This is a genomic window from Aeromonas sp. D3 (genome assembly GCF_027705025.1).
Taxonomy (GTDB): domain Bacteria; phylum Pseudomonadota; class Gammaproteobacteria; order Enterobacterales; family Aeromonadaceae; genus Aeromonas; species Aeromonas salmonicida.
Genome location: NZ_JAPDBE010000034.1, coordinates 19,773 through 37,721, shown reverse-complemented (window position 1 = coordinate 37,721; position 17,949 = coordinate 19,773). Strand labels below are relative to the sequence as shown.

14 protein-coding genes and 1 pseudogene are annotated in these 17,949 nt (G+C 55.4%); 14 read left to right on the top strand and 1 reads right to left on the bottom strand.

What is annotated here, in order from left to right; translation table 11 throughout:
• Positions 1-3 precede the first annotated feature (3 nt).
• Positions 4-594, bottom strand: coding sequence for a restriction endonuclease subunit S (locus OKC28_RS17325; protein WP_232099076.1), 591 nt, complete (start codon positions 592-594; stop codon positions 4-6).
• A 1,047-nt stretch (positions 595-1,641) separates the two neighbouring features.
• On the opposite strand from OKC28_RS17325, the gene hcp1 reads away from it, so the two are divergent.
• The 14 genes and pseudogenes from hcp1 (at position 1,642) to tssJ (ending at position 17,948) form a co-directional block, all read left to right on the top strand.
• Entirely contained in the window at positions 1,642-2,160 is a 519-nt protein-coding gene (hcp1, locus tag OKC28_RS17320; RefSeq protein ID WP_021140316.1) for a type VI secretion system effector Hcp1, read from the top strand.
• A 305-nt stretch (positions 2,161-2,465) separates the two neighbouring features.
• Positions 2,466-4,376, top strand: a pseudogene (gene tssI / locus OKC28_RS17315) (type VI secretion system tip protein TssI/VgrG); the annotation flags it as partial.
• A 72-nt stretch (positions 4,377-4,448) separates the two neighbouring features.
• A complete protein-coding gene (locus OKC28_RS17310) occupies positions 4,449-5,249 on the top strand; it encodes an ADP-ribosyltransferase (RefSeq protein ID WP_333562744.1) in 801 nt (266 codons plus the stop codon).
• Positions 5,246-6,046: a DUF4123 domain-containing protein gene (locus tag OKC28_RS17305; protein WP_256688170.1), complete on the top strand. Its 801-nt coding sequence runs from the start codon at positions 5,246-5,248 to the stop codon at positions 6,044-6,046. Before OKC28_RS17310 ends, OKC28_RS17305 begins: the two co-directional genes overlap by 4 nt.
• Positions 6,046-7,995 (top strand): phospholipase effector Tle1 domain-containing protein, encoded by a 1,950-nt coding sequence (locus tag OKC28_RS17300; RefSeq protein WP_256688171.1) that lies wholly within the window; start codon positions 6,046-6,048, stop codon positions 7,993-7,995. The genes OKC28_RS17305 and OKC28_RS17300 overlap by 1 nt, the downstream gene beginning before the upstream one ends.
• The gene (locus OKC28_RS17295) at positions 7,995-8,693 is read left to right on the top strand and encodes a DUF2931 family protein (RefSeq protein WP_256688172.1); all 699 of its coding nucleotides are present in this window, start codon (positions 7,995-7,997) and stop codon (positions 8,691-8,693) included. Before OKC28_RS17300 ends, OKC28_RS17295 begins: the two co-directional genes overlap by 1 nt.
• A 258-nt stretch (positions 8,694-8,951) precedes the next feature.
• Positions 8,952-10,310, top strand: coding sequence for a tetratricopeptide repeat protein (locus tag OKC28_RS17290; RefSeq protein WP_256688173.1), 1,359 nt, complete (start codon positions 8,952-8,954; stop codon positions 10,308-10,310).
• A gap of 656 nt (positions 10,311-10,966) precedes the next feature.
• Positions 10,967-11,470 carry a type VI secretion system contractile sheath small subunit gene (gene tssB / locus OKC28_RS17285; protein ID WP_111588352.1) on the top strand — a complete coding sequence of 168 codons (504 nt, stop codon included), beginning with the start codon at positions 10,967-10,969 and terminating at the stop codon, positions 11,468-11,470.
• A gap of 38 nt (positions 11,471-11,508) precedes the next feature.
• Positions 11,509-12,987, top strand: a complete 1,479-nt coding sequence (gene tssC / locus OKC28_RS17280) for a type VI secretion system contractile sheath large subunit (protein WP_256688174.1) — start codon at positions 11,509-11,511, stop codon at positions 12,985-12,987.
• A 6-nt stretch (positions 12,988-12,993) separates the two neighbouring features.
• Positions 12,994-13,425 (top strand): type VI secretion system baseplate subunit TssE, encoded by a 432-nt coding sequence (gene tssE / locus OKC28_RS17275; RefSeq protein ID WP_256688175.1) that lies wholly within the window; start codon positions 12,994-12,996, stop codon positions 13,423-13,425.
• 3 nt (positions 13,426-13,428) lie between these two features.
• Entirely contained in the window at positions 13,429-15,195 is a 1,767-nt protein-coding gene (gene tssF, locus OKC28_RS17270; RefSeq protein ID WP_005310691.1) for a type VI secretion system baseplate subunit TssF, read from the top strand.
• Positions 15,159-16,157 carry a type VI secretion system baseplate subunit TssG gene (gene tssG / locus OKC28_RS17265; RefSeq protein WP_059112431.1) on the top strand — a complete coding sequence of 333 codons (999 nt, stop codon included), beginning with the start codon at positions 15,159-15,161 and terminating at the stop codon, positions 16,155-16,157. The genes tssF and tssG overlap by 37 nt, the downstream gene beginning before the upstream one ends.
• Positions 16,158-16,197: 40 nt before the next feature.
• Positions 16,198-17,433, top strand: coding sequence for a type VI secretion system-associated FHA domain protein TagH (gene tagH / locus OKC28_RS17260; RefSeq protein WP_159166141.1), 1,236 nt, complete (start codon positions 16,198-16,200; stop codon positions 17,431-17,433).
• Complete coding sequence (tssJ, locus tag OKC28_RS17255) at positions 17,433-17,948, top strand: type VI secretion system lipoprotein TssJ (RefSeq protein WP_059112429.1); 516 nt, start codon at positions 17,433-17,435, stop codon at positions 17,946-17,948. The genes tagH and tssJ overlap by 1 nt, the downstream gene beginning before the upstream one ends.
• Position 17,949: the final 1 nt, after the last annotated feature.

Below are 17,949 nucleotides of genomic sequence, written 5' to 3'. Positions count from 1 at the left end.
AAACTATTTCGGTTGCTGATCGGATTGTTCGAGCAGGCTGGCAGCGATGGCCTGCATCATCTGCTCGCCGTTGCGTTGCAGTTGTTGCGTCAGACGTCGCTCTTCACGCAGGATGTTGACCATCTTCATGATGGCTACTTGTCTTGCAAGAGATGGGATGCCGATGGGGGTCTCCGCCAACACCTGACGACGAATACTTTTGGCAGCGCTGCCTTCGGCGTGAAGCTCGAAGTAGCGCTGGCAAGGGGACTGATTGAGCTGCCAGGCCAGAAATTCGGGACTGAGCGCCTCGCTATGCAACCGCACCACATAGAAGTGAGGGGCGGCTACGGCGGGCAATGGTGCAAGCCCGGTATCAACCAGCACGGCATAGTTAGTGCTGCCACGGGCCGCCACCAAGATATCGCCGGTTTGCAGCCAGTCAGGCTCCTTCTTGCTGGTAGGCTCAGAACGAAGGCAGGCAGACCAGTCAACCCCCCCTTCTGGCGAGGCATCTCTCATCTGCACCACGGCCATGCTGCCGGAATCGATCTCCGGGATCTTGCCGCGATAGGGGTGCCCAGCACTGATGGTGGCAATATGGTTCAGCTTCACAAAAAATCTCTTCATCGTTAATGATGCAGTTACAGTGTGTCGCATCTGACGCTATTGAGTCAATATCAACGCCCATTATTTTTGCATCAATAGGAATGATGCTTTTATGTGTGCCATTGACAAGAGGCAGACCCTGACCTGCCTGAAAGATCCAACCGAGATCATTTTGTAATTTAATTACAGTTAATCACCGCAAAAAATAAAAAGGCCCTGCTGTTGCAGGGCCGTTGAGTTTCCAACTCAATTGTCCGTGATCAACAACGCAGTGAATTGCCACAACCTATGTGGTTGACATTTAATTAATTTTCTATATAAAAGCACAATAAGTCTCATAGCAATTACCTGAGACAATTACATAGCTTTTATAGCTGCCGATAATTGCGTAAGTTATTGAAATTGAAGGTTATATTTGTGCTGCAACATGTGAGAATGAGGGTTCGAATCCCTCCCTCACCGCCAAATAAAAGAAAAGGGCCTGTCGCAAGACAGGCCCTTTTCTTTATGCCCGTTTGACGGACTGTCCGGTTCGAACGTGATATGCGTACAGATCTTGTTATCACCGACATGCAGCAAACCCCCAGGCAATCTGATTGTCCGGGGGTTTTGTTTTTCCATGGCGGCCATTCGACCCTATATCGGTTCAGCTATTCGCCCAGCCTCTTCATTACTCTGATCGCATCGGGTGATCTGGTCGTCATGATTGCCAGAACCTTGTTCGTATGCGTCATCAGTGGATTACCTCAGCTACTGCTCTCCTACTAATTGATAGCTCAGTGGGAAGGTCAGCCACAAGACGCTGTTACTTGCCTAACGGGGTTAAATATCATTATGAGCAAGGTATTGCTTTAATTTTGGTTTTAAATGCTGGGTGTGCAACTTTTTACAGTGTTATATGCCGGCCGCGCAACTTGTTGCGCTCTTTTGGGGAGGATTTAGAACTGAGTTTTTAGTAAGCATTTGTTTTTTATAAATAAAAATGTTTGGCATGGTCACTGCTAATGGTTTCGGTCGAGTGTCATTACCGTTCAACCAATCAGGAGCATACACATGCCAACTCCATGTTATATCAGCATCGAAGGTAAAACCCAGGGCAACATCACCGCGAGTGCCTTCACCTCCGATTCCGTCGGCAACATCTTCGTGCAAGGTCACGAAGACGAGATGCTGGTACAAGAGTTCCAACACGTTGTGACCGTACCGACTGACCCGCAATCCGGTCAGCCTGCCGGCCAGCGTGTCCACAAGCCGTTCAAATTCACCGTCGCCCTGAACAAGGCCGTACCGCTGATGTACAACGCCCTGGCCTCTGGTGAAATGCTGCCGAAAGTGACCCTGAAGTGGTATCGCACTTCCGTGGAAGGCAAGCAGGAGCACTTTTTCTCTACCGTGCTGACCGATGCCACTATCGTCGATATCGACTGCCAGATGCCCCACTGCCAGGATCCGGCGAAGTCTGACTTCACCCAGCTGATCCAGGTCTCTCTGGCCTACCGCAAGATTGACTGGGAACACACAGTCGCCGGTACCTCCGGCTCTGACGACTGGCGCGCACCCAGCGAAGCGTAAGTTGATACAAAGGGGCACTGCTTGCGGTGCCCTTTGCTATCTGCGCGATTGACGAGCATCCATTTGAGGATATCTCGCCAACTGTCTTCTACTCCCCCGTTCTGCACCGCCCCGATTTTTTCTTGTACCCGTTTGCTCTTTGCGAGTGGGTACAAGAAAAAAACCGAATTCACGTCTTGTCGCACGCCGTCAAGGGCGTGCGGTAGCCATGGTGTCAGAAAAACCAGGGCGATGGCGGATCTCTCACACAGCTTGAAAAGCCCCCGAATGTGCGGGGCGGCACCATATCTCAGAGGCGCTCACCGATGGCAGACAGCACAGGATTACAATTTACCGTCAAGGTAGGGGCGCTGCCCGAGAGCACTTTCGTGGTGGCCGAGTTTGAGCTGGAAGAGGCGCTGAATAGCCCGTTCCAGTTGCGGTTGGAATTGGCCAGCCCCCAGCCGGATGTTGACTTTGCCGATGTGCTGGACCAGCCGTGCGAGCTCCTGGTGTGGTACAACGGCGAGTTGCAGCGGCGGGTGTGCGGGGTAGTGAGTGATTTTGCGCAAGGGGACAGCGGTTTTCGCCGCACCCGCTACCAGCTGCGGGTACAGCCAGCGTTGTGGCGGCTTTCGCTTCGTCACAATTCCCGCATCTTCCAGGCGCAGAAACCCGATGAAATCCTCAGCATCCTGCTGCAAGAGCACGGCATCACCGACTACGCCTTTGCGCTCAAGAATGAGCACGCCCAGCGGGAATACTGCGTGCAGTACCGGGAAACCGACCTTGCGTTCGTCAATCGGCTCGCCGCCGAAGAGGGGCTCTTCTATTTCCATGAATTCGACGCAGGCAAGCACCGCATCGTGTTTGCCGACGATGCGGCTGCATTAACAGCCGGCCCCGAACTCTTCTTCAACCTGGGCAACCGCTCGTTGGAACAAGGGCCATATGTGCGCCAGTTCCACTACCGGGAAGCGGTGCGCCCGAGCGATGTGGAGCTCAAGGACTACAGCTTCAAGACCCCGGCCTACGGGCTCTCCCACAAGAAACAGGGCAGCGAGCTGGAGCATCAGCGTGATAGCTACCAGCACTTTGATTTTCCCGGTCGCTACAAGCAGGACGGCAGCGGCAAGGCGTTTGCCCAGCACCGACTCGATGCGCTTCGCAATGACGCAGTGGCGGGCAGCGGTAAATCCAACAGTGCAGCCCTGCTGCCGGGCCAGCACTTTTCACTCACTGAACACCCCAATGGCAGCCTCAACACCGACTGGCAAATCGTCCATATCCGCCATACCGGCGAACAGCCGCAAGCGTTGGAGGAAGAGGGGGGCAGCGGTCCGACCGTCTACCACAACGAGTTTGGGGTGGTCAAAGCTGCGACCACCTGGCGTGCCCGCATTGGCAGCCCACAAGCCCCCCACAAGCCCATGGTGGACGGCCCGCAAATTGCCATCGTGGTGGGGCCCGAAGGGGAAGAGATTTACTGCGACGAACACGGCCGGGTGAAGCTGCAATTCCCGTGGGACAGATATGGCAGCTCCAACGACCAGAGCTCCTGCTGGGTGCGGGTGAGCCAGGGGTGGGCCGGTGGCCAATACGGCATGATGGCGATTCCGCGCATTGGCCACGAAGTTATCGTTTCATTTTTGGAAGGGGACCCGGACCAGCCAATCGTCACCGGCCGCACCTTTCATGCCACCAACCGACCACCCTACGACTTGCCCGCCAACAAGACCCGTACCGTGCTGCGCACCGAAACCCACCAGGGTGAAGGGTTCAACGAGCTGCGTTTCGAAGATCAGGCTGGGCAGGAAGAGATTTATATCCACGGTCAGAAAGACCTGAACGTGCTCATCGAAAACGATGCCGCCTGGCATATCAAGCACGACCAGCACACCGACATCGACAACGAGCGGGTGACTCGGATCAAGGCCAACGACCACCTGACAGTGGAGGGTGAGAAGCGGGACCATATCAAGGGTGACCTGTCGCTGACCGTCGATGCCTCCATGCACCAGAAGCTGGGGCAGAGCTGGCTCACCCAAGCAGGGCAGGAAGTGCACGTCAAGGCCGGCGCCAAAGTGGTATTGGAAGCGGGATCTGAGATCACCGTCAAGGTGGGCGGCTGTTTTATCAAGGTCGATGGTGGCGGCGTTACTCTGGTCGGCCCCACCATCAAGATGAACTCGGGTGGCAGCCCAGGTTCAGGTGCTGGTTGGGGGGGCAAGGCCCCAATCCTGCCAGGTAATGTTGAAGTGCCTACGGCACCATCGGCAACTTTGCCAGCCCCGGCCATTCACAAGAGCATGGAGTCCATGGCACCGCTGGCCAAGCCTTGTCCAGCAGCCCCACCGCCGGTACCACCCCAGCCTGCCGGGGGGCCACCGGCTCCACCGCTCGCCCCACCCCAGCTTGCCGGAGGCGCAGGGATGCCACCGCCGCCGCCACCTGTTGCGGCCAAAGGGGAAGGTAAAAAGCCGGCAAAGAAGTGGGCGACGGTAGAGATATCCAAAGCGGATGAAGCGCTCAGATACTATTCGGCGCAGGGGTACACATTGCTCAATAACTATTTGCGTGATCGCCCCTACAAGCAGCGAGAGGCCATCGATACCCTGCTTAGTCGCAGCTATTTGAATGATGAGCCGACATCTGCGGGTGAATTTGATAAGGCAATGAAGGCCTATGTTGCCGATGTGGAGGCTGGTCTGGCCAAATTGCCGGCCTCACCTGAGTTGTCTTTCGTTTACCGGGGGCTAGCGCTGGACAAGCCGGAGCTTGCAGCCCTGAAAGAGCAGTTCACCGGGGTGGGCAATATTGTTGTTGAGCCAGGATTCATGAGTACCTCACCGGACAAGGCCTGGGTCAACGATACCTTGTTGAAGATCCGCTTGCCTGTCGGTCATGGTGGCCGTCTGCTGGGAGACGCTGCGCACTTCAAGGGAGAAGCTGAGATGCTGTTTCCGACGCAGACCAAGCTAAGGGTTGATCGGGTGGTTTCCTCCACGAGCGGTGATTTCGATACCTTGCTCAATACGATTCCAACCTCTGACAATGCATCGGACAACCGCAACAGGATCAAGCGACTGATTGAGGTTTCCGTATTATGACGTTATCTGATTGGCTCGCTGGCGAGCAAGCGGGTGAGAGGTATGCCGTCATCGATGGAGCCCAGGCAGAGTCAGCCGTGGCGGATTTCTATACCTATGATGGAGAGAATGCCAATCCACTTTTTGCCGGTACCGCTTTCGATGAGCAGTCTGCGTTGGGGCCCTGGTTGCTGCCTGCCCCTTCCACTGAGTTCATGATGGCCAATCCCGCCCTGAGCGGCTTCTACCTGATCAGCGACCAATCAGTGGAGCTGATCCGCCGCCATTGGCAGAGCCTGATAGAAGCGATACGCGAAGGAGAAGCAGTCTGGTTTCGTTTCTCTGACCCACGCATTTTCTTGCCCATGCTCAGCGCCATGACCCCTGATGAACGCGATAGTGTGCTGGGGCCCTGTTCCGGGCTCTGGATCCATGGCAAAGCCTTTGCTCGCACGCCCCATGCCCGGTTCCAACCTGCATTGCAAACTCCCTGGTTTCATATCCGGCCTCATCATCTGGCTGGACTCTACGACGAGAACCGTCATGCCTACATCTTGCGGCGGCGGTTATGGCAGACCATGACGGCTATGATGGAGTGCCATCCTGACCCGGCCGGGACCATTTTACCCACCCTTAAACAGGCCAATCAGGATGGGCTGCAAGAGGACGTGCGCGATGGTGTGGTGGCTGGTGCCTTGGCCTTGCAGGCCAATCTGGCTCTTGAAGAGATACGGGGGCCATTGATGCTGACTGACGATGAGCTGGTTCAGGTAGCCAACTGGCTGAACAAACATCACGAATTGACAGGAGTATCCTGATGGCGGCAGATCCCCACTGTATCCCTTGCGAACGTTATGATAACTGGGTAGAGGTAGACATTCGCGATGAGCACAACCGTTCGTTCAAGGGGCTCAAGGCCACCTTGACTGACGAAACCGGCAAGTCAGAGACGGTCACCCTGAAGGATGGACCCACCCTGGTGCGAGGTTTTGCAGTTGGCCCAGTGACAGTAAAAATCGAGACGCCAGCCTGGCTCAAGGCGGCGCAGTCCCGTGAGGCCCTCAAGGAGGGTGAGACCACACAGCTACCCGCCTATACAGACAAGTTATTCGGGCACTGCGACGTCAAACGAGAGCACATCAAGGTGACCTCAGGCGACCTTTGCCTCACTGAACCAGAGCAGCCACTACCGAAAGGACATCAGGCAGGACAGGCCCAACCGCCTCGCTTTATCACCAAACACTCCTACGTGATTGAGGTGAAGGGCTATCAGCTCACCACCCTGCGTATCGGGGTGTTCTTTGACGGCACCGCCAACAACACCTTCAAGCATAAAGGGGGGAAAAGCGCATTGGAGGAGGCCTTGGCGGAATGCAGCCCGGAAGAACAGCAGATATTGCTGGAGCAGTGTTTTGAAGGGGCGTTGCCTGATGGTCTGAACAACAGTGAGAAGAACGACATCACCAATATTGGCAAGGCTAGGGAGCTATATAAGCTGCCGACAAAATCAGAATTGAATGTAGCAGTTTATGTTGAAGGTATTGGCACCACCGAAGGGCAGGACGATGCAACAGCGGGTCTTGCCGCAGACAAAGGCGACACCTCCAGTGCTGTTCGGGTTGAGCAGACCTGTCAAACCCAAATTGTGGCAGAGGTCAAAAAACAACTTGAGCGTATACTGCCCACTATCGAGTGTATTCATAAGGTCGAGTTCGATGTCTTTGGCTTTAGCCGGGGCGCATCTGCCGCCCGCCAGTTTGTAAACCGTATCGATCAGAAGGGCGATCACCCCCTGGTGGAGACCATGGCCGCTGACCCCGATATTCCCTTGAAAGCGAGCTTTGACTGGGTGAGCCGCAGTGATGTGCGTATTCAGTTTGTCGGGCTGTTTGATACCGTGGTCAGCTCCTATCTGTGGGGTAAACGTAATGTGACGCTGGCACCTGACTGCGCCGAGCGGGTGGTGCATATCGTGGCGGCTGACGAGTGGCGCTATCACTTTGACTTGACCCGTATTACCGACGATGCCGCAGGTACCGCGATTGCTGATAATTTTACCGAAGTCATTATTCCCGGCGCTCACTCCGATATCGGTGGGGGCTATTACAGCCGCTGGAGCCTGCGTGATCCGAACGCAGTCTCCCCGTTAATAACTGAAAATTGCGTGATCGCTAGCTTCAATTCCGTTGAGTTGCCTCACATCAATGCAGCCAAGTCTAAAGCGTACCTGGATGCTTGTGCCTATGCCAAAATGAGGGCCGAACAAGGTTGGGCCAAGGGCGTTGTGTCTCTGGCTAGCCATAGTCAGCCCACCCAACTTGGCTATCTGAATGTACGCCCATACATAGGCTCAATAACAGGTAGCCAAACTGGTGGACAGCGGCACATCAGCGTCGATGTGGTGTTGCACCGGGTGGTGGAGGGAGAATATTCACGTATTCCGCTGCACATGATGGTGGAAGCGGCACGGGATGCCGGTGTGCCTTTTAAGAAGTGGGTGTCACAAGGTGACAATGCCTACCGCCTGGATAGTGCACTTTCCTATCCCACAGTGAACTTGGCCAAACTCGATGAGATATGGGTGGATGTTGCCAAACGGCGTGGAGAGGTGATCAACCTGGCTCGTAGCTTACCTGACGAGGTGTACCAAAAGTTGCGACTGGGTTATTTGCACTACAGCGCTGACACTGGGCTAGTCAATACGCCCAACAGGGTTGGTGACAAAGAGATCCGCAAGATGACGGGTAATAAAAAGGGAGGTTATTAATGCGCTGGATACTCTTACTGGTGTTGTTGCCGCTAGTCACTGCTTGTCAGGCCGCTTCTTCGCCACCCAAAAATTTTGAGTGGTGGCATATGGTCGGTTCCAACTCAGATGAACTATGGGTGACTGAGGTACTCTTTTATCGCCATGGCAAGTTGGTTGATGCCTCGACGAATGGTTCCGCCGGATTTTTTGGGGCTGAAGGGTTAAAAGAAAAAGACTATCGCTGGAGTATTTCTAAAGGGAGCCACACCACGCGACCAATTCCGGATCGGGTGGACCTAGAGTGGATTTCATTTCATGACAAAAAGCGCTATCGCATTAGCTTGGTATTGCCAGCAGAACTGGAAAGCATGATTGCACAACCTTATCGCATCAAGGTGAGAGATGAGTGGCGCGAAGAGCGTCGAGATAACATTGGCTTAGGCATGGCTACCGGCGGCTATGTGGAAGCATTTTTAACCAGTGTCAGAGTGACACCTGATATCCTGCTGGCCAGGGGGATTGCTAAGGAAATTCAAACTTCGCAAGACAAGGAAAATCCCGTCACCAAAGTTTACAAAGAGTGGTTCGACGATTTTGATAAAGCATACGGTGATGCCTATCAACAGTACCCCACCCCCAGTGGCATGGCTTGGGCTCCGATTATGGATGCCTACCGCGCCGCACAACCCAAGACGGATACCGATCCGGTCAATTGATTTGGATTGCGGTTTAAGAGATATCAATGAAGCAGTACCAAAATTGGTTAGCCCAGTATCTGATCTGTCGTCGTGATAACGACCATGCCATGGCAGCAGAATTGGCAGAGAGTATCGGGGCCTTCTGATAGGTAAGGCTAATAGTCAGGGACGGCGCGGCATCAGCTTTATGCCTATCAGGTGGTCACGTAGCATAACGGAGCTGCCAGTAATATGGCATCTACTCATCTTCAACTTCTATCAGCGTAGATTTTTCTCATGACATACCGTGCTTTATGGCTTGCACTGGCGAGCAGCTGGTTAACCGCTTGTACCACAACTACATCACTCACTGAGTCAGAGCTATCTCAAACAGCCCAGCAGGGTCATGGCAAAGCCCAGTATGAACTGGCCAAGCGTTTGGCGGCCAAGCCTGATTATCCCGAGGCGATGCGCTGGATGAAGCAGGCGGCGCAGCAATCTGGCCCCTTGGCGGCGGATAGCAATATTCGTGGTGAGGCGGCGTTGCAGGTGGGTCGCTGGTATCAGTCCGGCCTGGGTGAGCCGAAGAGCCCAACGTTGGCCAATGACTGGTGGCAACGTGCGGCCAAACTGGGTAATCGTGAGGCCAGTTATCAGCTGGGGATGGATTGCCAGCTCCACCATAAAGGCAAATTGGTCAGCCAGTGTCTCGACTGGTTCGAACAGGCGGCCAAACAGGATCATGCCCAAGCGCAACTGATCCTGGGGCAGTGGTATGCCAAGCAGTCCGGTGCCGATATAGAGGCCATCAAATGGCTGGAAAAAGCGGCCGAGCAGGGCAATCGTGACGCTCAGTACCAACTCGGGCTGCGTTACGAGCAGGGGAAGGGGGTAAACAAGCGCTCCGATATTGCCCAGCGCTGGTTTGAGAAGGCTGCCGCCCAGCAGCAACCGGACGCCTTGCTGGTGCTTGCTCGCCAGGCAAGTTCGGCAGAGGCATTTACTGCCTATCAGCGTGCTGCTAACGCGGGTTCTGCGCCTGCCCAGTTGTGGTTGGGATTGGCCTATCAGGCCGGCGAGCGGGTAACGCAGGATCTTGCGCTGGGCCGATATTGGCTGGAGCTGGCGGCTGGTCGAGGTTCCCATGAGGCTGAATATCAGTTGAGCTTGCTGCAGACCGATGTTGTTTCACGTGAGCATTGGTTGACGCTGGCGGCCCAGGGAGGGTTCAGTCAGGCACAAGTTGCATTGGCGAAGCTGCAACAAGAACGGGGGGAGCTGGCCTCAGCCCGTCAGAGTTTTGCGCAGGCAGCCCAACAAGGCAATGTCGATGCCCGGTACGCTTATGCCGAGATGCTACGACTGGGGTTGGGCGGCAAGGAGGACTACAGTCAGGCACTGCAGCAGTATCGACTGGCAGCCAATGCCAATCACAGAAACGCGCAATATCGTATGGGGATAATGCGTGAGCAAGGGTGGGGAGCACCACGTAACAGATTGCATGCTTATGCATGGTACTTGCTTGCTGCAACGGATGGTAATAGTGATGCAACCAAGGCGCGCGATGAGCTGGAAAAGGGGATGACAGAAAAAGAGAAGAGTACCGGTCAGAAACTGGCGCAGCACTGGTTCGTTAAGTTGAAAGGCTCGATTTAATCGAATGAATTTTTTATTAAAAGCGTTGTAAATCATATACCTGTCACCTAGATGTTGAGTGTAATCCCTTATCATATTTATTTTGTGTAAATGTATCTTTTTACCCTTCCATTGGTAATTCCTGTGTCAGATGAATTTAAAGATGAGTGAATGAACATATGTGACAAGGGTTGACGCAGCAACAGGTGCTTGGCGTCAATCCTTGTTGCGTCATCATTGCTTTATTGGATGTTCTTTTATAATAGTCATCTCGAATATCTTTTGTTTCATTTTGCACACAGGTTTTAATATTTTTTGTTTTTTCAGTGATTTAATGCAAGTGTTTGTTTTTTAATGTAAATATTTTATTTTAATCATATCTTATTGACGTTGCAGAATGGATGAATATACCATTCGCCGCAAATGGCACTTTAAGCCAACATGACCTCTGACAAAGAGCAGAGGCATAATCGGGTTGTATAGATAACAAGGTGTATATTGTGTTTTTGATTATTTGAGATCGCTGATCTTTTTATATCAAAAACATATCAGTCGGCCTATGGAGTCGCGTGTCGCTATTCAGCAACACAGTCAACTGTCATTTTTGACAGTTGTTGGTTAATCCATCGGCTATAAGCTTTTGGGTCTTGGCAGATCCACAACTTGGTATTTAGAGCATGGGAAAGAGTATCGATGGCGCCACTGTTGCGCCCAAAGAACGCATCAATATCAAATATGTGCCGGCAACCGGTGGGCAGCAGGGAGAAGTTGAACTTCCGCTGACCATGATGGTGGTAGGCAATATGAAAGGTCGTACCGAAGAAACCCCTATCGAGGAGCGTCAGACCGTCTCCATCGACAAGAACAACTTTTCTTCCGTCATGAAAGAATCTGCACTGGAACTGAATTTTTACGTTCCCAACCGCCTGGAGGAGAACAGCCAGGAGGAGATGCCGGTTTCGATCAAGATCCAGTCACTGGATGACTTCACCCCTGACAGCGTGGCCCAGCAGGTACCCGAACTGCGCAAGCTGCTGGAACTGCGTGAGGCGCTGGTTGCCCTGAAGGGACCGCTGGGAAACATTCCCTCCTTCCGCAATCGTTTGCAGGACCTGCTGTCCAGTGATGAAGCTCGTGAGCAACTGCTCAAGGAGCTGGATTTGATTAAGCCTGCCGAGTGATCGGTAGGTTGGATTGATTGACGAGAAAGGAAAACAACATGTCTTTGGTCGAAGAACAGGTTCAAGCGGGGGCCAATACCGCCTCCCCGTCCTTGCTGGACGAAATCATGGCGCAGGCCCGTATCAGCCCGGTTGATGAGGGTTACAGTGTTGCCAAACAAGGCGTTGCCGCCTTGATCGCCAATATTCTTGATAACGGTACCACCAGCGATCCGGTCAACAAGGCGTTGGTAGACAGCATGATTGTCGAACTCGACAAGAAGCTGAGCAAACAGATGGACGTCATCCTGCACGCCAAAGAATTGCAGGAGATGGAATCTTCCTGGCGTTCACTCAAGTTGCTGGTGGATCGCACCGATTTTCGTGAAAACATCAAGATCCAGGTGCTGCATGCGACCAAGGAAGAGTTGCTGGAGGATTTCGAGTTCTCCCCCGAGATCACCCAGTCCGGCCTCTACAAGCATGTTTATTCCAGTGGTTATGGCCAGTTCGGTGGCCAGCCCGTCGGTGCCGTGATAGGTGATTATGCCTTCACCCACAGCTCACCCGACATCAAGTTGATGCAGTATGTCAGTGCCGTTGGCGCCATGGCGCATGCCCCCTTTATCTCCTCGGTAGCACCCGCCTTCTTTGGGGTCGACAACTTCACGGACTTGTCCTCCATCAAGGATCTCAAGTCTGTTTTCGAAGGCCCGTCCTACACCAAGTGGCGCGCACTGCGCGAATCGGAAGATGCTCGCTATCTGGGGCTGACCGCACCGCGTTTTCTGGCCCGTCTGCCATACGATCCGACCGAGAATCCCATCAAGGGCTTCAACTATCAGGAAGACATCAGCTCGGATCACGACCACTACCTGTGGGGCAATACCGCGTATCTGATGGGCACCTCCCTGACCGACAGCTTTGCCAAGTATCGCTGGTGTCCGAACATTATCGGTCCGCAGAGCGGTGGTGCCATCCACGATCTGCCGGTACATGTCTACGAGGCCATGGGTCAGCTGCAAGCCAAGATCCCGACCGAAGTGCTCATCACCGATCGTCGCGAATATGAGCTGTCAGAAGAGGGTTTCATCACCCTGACCATGCGTAAAGACAGCGACAATGCAGCCTTCTTCTCTGCCAACTCGGTGCAAAAACCCAAGGTATTCCCCAATACCAAGGAAGGCCGGGAAGCTGAGACCAACTACAAGCTGGGTACCCAGCTGCCCTACATGTTCATCATCAACCGCCTGGCGCACTACATCAAAGTGCTGCAGCGCGAGCAGATCGGCTCCTGGAAAGAGCGTCAGGATCTGGAGCGTGAACTGAACGGCTGGATCAAGCAGTTCGTCGCGGATCAGGAGAACCCGCCGGCAGAGGTGCGCAGCCGTCGCCCATTGCGTGCCGCCCAGATCAAGGTGCTGGACGTGGAAGGGGAGCCGGGTTGGTACCAGGTTGCCATGGCTGTGCGTCCGCACTTCAAGTACATGGGAGCCAGCTTCGAGCTGTCTCTGGTAGGTCGACTGGACAAGGAATAATGCCCGATGCCGTATCTCTCTTCCTGGGATAGAGGAAATGCGGCCAGTCTGTTTGATCGTATCCGGGGGGAGGGGCTTGGCTCTTCCCCCCGCACGGAGTCTGAGGAACTGATCGCATCTGTCAAACGGCAGCTCGAACAGGTTCTCAATACCCGGCCCGGCAATTGCCGCAGTGCTCCTGATCTGGGTGTCATTGATCTCAATGACGCTACTCAGGGCAGTGCGGATATCAAGGGGCGGATCCGTGAGGCGATCCGGCAGTGCATCCGTCGTTATGAACCTCGGATCATTCATGTGGATGTACGGTCACCCGACTATCAGGCGAGTCCGCTTGAGATGTCGTTTCAGGTGACGGCCCACGTGAGGCTGGAGCATATCGAGCAGGTCACCTCGTTCAACGTCCATATGGACAGTCACCGTCACTACCGCATGGTCTGATCAATGTCGCTGGAACATTACTTCAGGGATGAATTGGCTTTTTTGCGCCTGCAAGGGCGCGAATTTGCCGATACCTATCCCGAGCTCACCCGTTTCCTGTCGGAGCAAAATACCGATCCGGATGTGGAGCGCCTGCTGGAAGGCTTCGCGTTTCTCACCGGCAATCTGCGCGCCAAGATCGAGGATGAGTTTCCCGAGCTGACCCATGGTCTGCTCAATATGCTCTGGCCCAACTATCTGCGCCCCGTACCCAGCATGACCATAATGCAGTTTTCGGTTATTCCGGGGGCCATCGCTCAACCGGCGCTGGTCAAGCAGGGGTGTCAGCTCGACAGCCTGCCCATCGACGAGGTGACCTGTCACTTTCAGACCTGTCACGATGCCTGGGTCTATCCGGCAGATATCCGCCATATCTCGGCGCAAAGTGGTAACGATCTCTCCACCATCTCGCTGGATATTGCCCTGCATGCTCCCTTGCCGCTCTGCGAACTGCAGCTGGACAAGCTGCGTTTCTTCCTCGGTGGCGACAGCTATACCGCCTATGAGCTCTATTTCTGGCTCGCCAACCAACTCTCCCACATAGAGCTGGAGATCGATGGCAAGCGCTTTCGCCAGGAGGCCAAGGCCCTGAAATCGGTCGGTTTCGAGCGCGACGACGCGCTCCTGCCTTATCCGAACAATGTCTATTCCGGCTACCGGATCTTGCAGGAGTATTTCTGCTTCCCGGAAAGCTTCCTCTTCTTTGAACTCAGCGGCGGCGACTGGCCGAAACAACCCTTGCCGGTGAGCGAATTCAAGCTCCATTTCTGTTTCGACAGGCCCCTGCCGGCGGAACTCAAGATCCGCCCAGACTCTTTCATGCTCAACTGTGTGCCGGCCATCAACCTGTTCCAGCACGACAGTGAGCCGGTCAATCTCAATGGCCGTCAGGCGGAATATCCCCTCAAGGCGAGTTATCGCCATGCGGACAGTTTCGAAATCTTCTCTGTGGATCAAGTCGAGGGCTGGGTGGAAGGCAACCTGGGTCGCTCCCGCGGCACGCCGCGTATCTACCAGCCGTTTGAAAGTTTTCAGCACCAGATCGAACGGGCCAAGCACAGGTTGGCACTCTATTACCGGGTGCGGGTCAAAGAGTCGGTCAGCGGGGATGGCTTCGAGCACAACCTCTCGTTTGTACGCGGGGATGAGACCACCACGGTCGAGCTGGACGAATCCATTTCGGTCACGCTGACGTGCACCAACCGCTCCCGAGCTGCCCGTCTCAAGGCTGGCAGCATTTGTGTGCCCACCGGCAGCTCGCCTTCCTTTGCCACCTTTCGCAACCTGATCCGGCCGACCCGGCCGCTGCGTCCGGCGCTGGATGGCAGTCTGCACTGGACCCTCATCTCCAACCTGTCGCTCAACTATGTCTCTCTGCTGCGTCGGGATGCCCTGGTGCAAGTACTGCGCACCTATGACTTCCCCGCACTCCATGACAAGCAGGCAGAACAGGCATCGCGCAAGCGACTGGCGGGGATTGAGGAGATCGAGACCAAACCGGTAGACAGGCTGGTGCGCGGCATGCCGGTGCGCGGGCTCAAGTCGGTACTCTCCATTCGCCAATCCGCCTTTGGCAGCGAAGGGGAGCTCTATCTCTTCAGTACAGTGCTGGCTCACTTTTTCTCCCTGTATGCCAGCGTCAATGCTTTCCACCTGCTGGAGGTGGTCAATCTCGACAACAAGGAGCGCTATCAATGGCCAGTCCAGATCGGTCAGCACTCCCTGATGTGACCTCCACCAGGGACGCGCCCCGTTTCAATTTCTTCCAGCTGGTTGAACTGCTCAACCGGCTGGACGGTGCCGATCAGGAGCGCGGCCTCGACCATTTGCCGAGTGACGAAAATATCCGCTTCAAGGCGACCGCGTCCCTGGGTTTTCCCACCAGCGATGTATTGCAGGTGGGTCGCGATGGCAAGGGTCGTCATGAGCTTGAAGTGGCGTTTCTCGGCTTGCACGGCAGCCAGTCACCCATGCCCGGTTATTACCTGGATTCGTTGGCGTGGGAGTACGCGCAAGGGGAGCAGAAGCTCGGGTTGTTTCTGGACTTCTTTCACCACCGCCTGCTGACGTTGCTGCACAGGATCTGGCGCAAGTATCGCTATCACGTGCGCTTTCAGGACAACGGCGAGGATGGTTTCTCCCGCCTGATGTTTGCCCTGGTGGGGCTGGGCAATGAGGCCGTCTGCCAGAGCCTGCCGGTCAATCGCGCCAAGATGCTCTCTTATGCAGGCATGTTGGCCAGCCCCAGCCGCTCGCCCGAGGTGGTGGCTGGTCTGGTGGCGCACTGTTTCGATCTGGCTGATGTGGAAGTGAGTGCCTGGCAGTGGCGCAAGGTACCCATCCATCAGGATCAGCAAAACCGGCTGGGCGGTGCTTGCGCCACGTTGGGTGGCGACTTCGTCATCGGTGACAAGGTGAATGATTGTGCGGGCAAGTTTTTATTGAAGATCAACGACCTGAGTTTTGGCCAGTTTCTCGGTTTTCTCCCGAACGGGGAACACTTCCATGCGCTGGTGACCTTTGTCTCCTTCATCCTGCGCGACCAATTGGCCTGGGATCTGCGACTCGGCTTTGGCCAGGAGCAGGCCAGGGGGTTGCGATTGGGGGAAGAGCAGAGCGCGCGCCTGGGGTGGAGTACCTTTCTCGGCCAACCGCCGAGCGACCCGTTTGTGACTATCTGTGTACAGGAATAAACGCAGGAAATTCGGTGTAGGAATCAGTGCAGGAGTGAATGTGGACGATTTTAATCAGCAACTTTCCCTGGTGGTGCTCAACAGCGAACAGCTCGATGGCAGCCAGCAGGTGCAGTACCGCTTCGACGAGATGGGGGGCACTCTGGGTGCCTCAGAGCAGGATGACTGGCAACTGCGTGACAGGTTGGGCTCGGTCATGCCGGCCCACGCCCGGATCGAGTTGAACGATGGCCGTTTCTGCCTGTGCGATCTGAGCGGTCAGACCTACATCAACGGCGCGACCTCGCCCATAGGGCGGGCCCGCAAGGTACATCTTGAGCAGGGTGACGAACTGATCGTCGGTCCGTTCCGGATGCGCGCCTATCTGGGGGCCATCTCCCCCGAGCAGAACTTGCATCAGGTGCTGGGCAACCGGCCCTCCGAGCAGCTCGATGAGTGGCTTGCCGGGGAGGAGACCAGTCAAGCCATGGAGGATCCACGCGCCCTCGCCGTCGACCCCTTGCTGGCACTGCAACATGAACGCTCGGTGCTGACCCCACTGGTGGATCCTCGCCAGCCGTCACCACTGCGTTCACAACCGGATATGGATGCCGTATCCCTCGCCCCTTTTTCTGCTGTCGAGAACACCATGAACCAAGAATTTCTGGATATGCCCACCATAGAGAATCACCCCGATTACCACCCTCCGCTGGAGGGGGTGGACCACGTGGCGCTGACCCCCTTGATGCGCGGCCTGGGTCAGTCCCTGCAGTTGCAGGATACCCAGCAGGCTCACGACATGCTCGAAGAGATGGGCAAAACGGTGCGCGCCATGGTGGAAGGACTGCTGCAGTTGCAAACCGATCAGGCGGCGCTGGCAGACAAGCACCTGCGTCCCATCGAAGACAACCCGCTGCGCCTTGGCCTCGACTATGACGAGACCCTGGCGGTGATGTTTGCCGAGCAGAAGAGTCCGGTGCACCTGACGGCGCCGGCGGCCGTGGCCGAGAGCCTGCGCAATGTGCGCATTCATCATGTGGCGAACCAGCAGGCCATTGGCGCGGCGCTGGACAGCATATTGCAAGCCTTCTCGCCAGAGGCACTGATTGGCCGTTTCGAGCACTACCGTCGTACCGGCGCCCCCGGTGTAGCCGACGAAGGCTGGGCCTGGAACATGTACCAGCACTACTATCGCGAGCTCACTTCTGCCCGTCAGCAGGGGTTCGACAAGCTGTTCCATCAGGTCTATGCCCAGGCATACGACCAGGCCGTGCGTCAGCAACAGGGACTGATTTGATGATACGTGCGCTGATGCTGGGGGCCTGTCTGCTGGCCCTGGCAGGCTGTACCACCATGGGCAAGATGGCCGATGTGGTGATGGATCCGGATATCCAGGTGGGCAGCAATGATGAACAAGCCACCACCCTGGGGCTGAGCCTGCTGGCCGAGCGGGATGTCAATCCCAACGAGAGCGGGGAGGCGGCACCCATCGAGTTCCAGGTGGTGTTGCTGGCCGAAGACTCCAAGCTGCTCGCCACCGATTACGACCAGGTGACCGAGGATGTGGAGAAGGCCCTTGGCAAGAACTACCTGGATCATCAGGACTACACACTGCTGCCAGGCCAGTTCAAATATCTGCCGCCCATCAAGCTCGATGAGAAGACCCGCTACATCGGGGTGATCGCGCGTTATGCCGATCCGGACAGCGCCGAGTGGCGCAAGGTCATCAAGGTGAAGAGCATGGGACGAGCCTATCAAATCCTGGTTCATCTGCGTCTGGATGAAGTAGAACTGCAAAAAGAAGAAGAATAAC